This is a genomic window from Bacteroides finegoldii DSM 17565 (genome assembly GCF_000156195.1).
Lineage (GTDB): Bacteria > Bacteroidota > Bacteroidia > Bacteroidales > Bacteroidaceae > Bacteroides > Bacteroides finegoldii.
In genome coordinates this window covers 6,231-7,739 of the sequence record NZ_GG688323.1, presented here as the reverse complement: position 1 = coordinate 7,739, position 1,509 = coordinate 6,231, and the positions used below count along the sequence as shown (strand labels likewise).

The following is a 1,509-nucleotide window of genomic DNA, read 5'->3' as shown; positions in this document are numbered from 1 at the left end:
GGACAACCTTGCGCATAACTTCCATACAGGATAATCATACGCACGTTTGGAGGATGTAAATTAAACTGTGTCAGCAAAGATTAAAATAAAATATTAACTTTGCTAACACAGTTTTTTTATGAAAGAAGAATTTGATTTTGAAAGTATCAAGAACAAGGCAATTGAACAGCTGAAAGCAGGTAAGCCCTTGTTAGGTAAAGACGGTGCTTTTGCCCCTTTATTGGAAAGTATCCTGAATGCAGCTCTGGAAGGTGAGATGGATGCACATCTTACAGAAGAGGAACGTCAAATGGGTAACCGCCGTAACGGGAAAATGCAAAAGCAGGTCCAGACTCCATTGGGTGAGGTAACCGTTTCCACTCCCCGTGACCGTAATTCAAGTTTTGAACCACAATTCATTAAAAAGCGTGAGACCATTCTTGCAGAAGGCGTAGCAGACCGTATAATCGGCCTGTATGCTCTTGGTAACAGCACACGTGAGATTAGTGACTGGATGGAAGAGAATCTTGGAAATCGTGTATCGGCAGATACAATCAGTTCCATTACAGACCGTGTACTTCCGGAAATAAAGGCATGGAAATCACGTATGCTTGATTCTGTCTATCCCATAGTCTGGATGGATGCCATCCATTATAAGGTAACGGATGAACGTGGTTGTGCAGTTACACGTGCAATCTATAATGTGCTGGGTATTGACAAGGAAGGACATAAGGAGCTGCTCGGAATGTATATATCAAGGAATGAGGGGGCAAACTTCTGGCTCAGTGTGCTGACAGACCTCCAGAACCGTGGAGTTGAAGATATCCTTATAGCCTGTATAGACGGTTTGAAAGGTTTTCCTGAAGCAATCCAAAGTGTTTATCCCAATACTGCTGTACAGCTTTGTGTCGTACATCAGATTCGTAACTCCATCAAGTATGTGGGCTCCAAAAATCAAAAGGAATTCCTGAAGGACTTGAAATGCGTCTATCAGGCTGTAAATAAAGAATCTGCAGAGAATGAACTTCTTAAGTTGGAAGAGAAATGGGGTGAACAGTATCCTATCGTCATCAGGTCATGGCAGGACAATTGGGATAAACTGTCCGAATACTTCCAGTACACTCCGGCTATCCGTAAGCTTATATATACTACAAATACCGTTGAAGGGTATCACCGCCAAATCCGTAAGGTAACAAAAAACAAGGGCGTGTTCCCGTCAGATACAGCCCTTGAGAAACTGGTTTATCTTGCATACCGTAATATACGGAAGAAGTGGACTATGCCACTGGCCAATTGGGCTACAATCTCACAGCAACTGGCCATAAAATTTGGAGAACGGTTTAAATTATTGTAATTTTACGCTCGTCGGGACAGGTGGTCCCGCCCCTTGGCGCTGGCCGTTCCCCGACCGACGAGTTTTTAGAGAAAAAATAGGCACTGTCCACAATTTTGTGTAAATAGAAAACTTCAGGATTCGGGTTTTATACTTGAATCCTGTTTTCAAATATAGTAATAAAATTGGTTAAATAT

General features: G+C 42.3%; 1 protein-coding gene. It reads left to right on the top strand.

Annotated features, from left to right (window positions below):
• The first annotated feature begins 118 nt into the window (after positions 1-118).
• A complete protein-coding gene (locus BACFIN_RS10685; protein ID WP_007752779.1) occupies positions 119-1,333 on the top strand; it encodes an IS256 family transposase in 1,215 nt (404 codons plus the stop codon).
• Positions 1,334-1,509 lie beyond the last annotated feature (176 nt).

Bases quoted from the DNA above. Each gene is read 5' to 3' on its own strand.
- BACFIN_RS10685 (WP_007752779.1), top strand. From the start codon at position 119: ATGAAAGAAGAATTTGATTTTGAAAGTATCAAGAACAAGGCAATTGAA.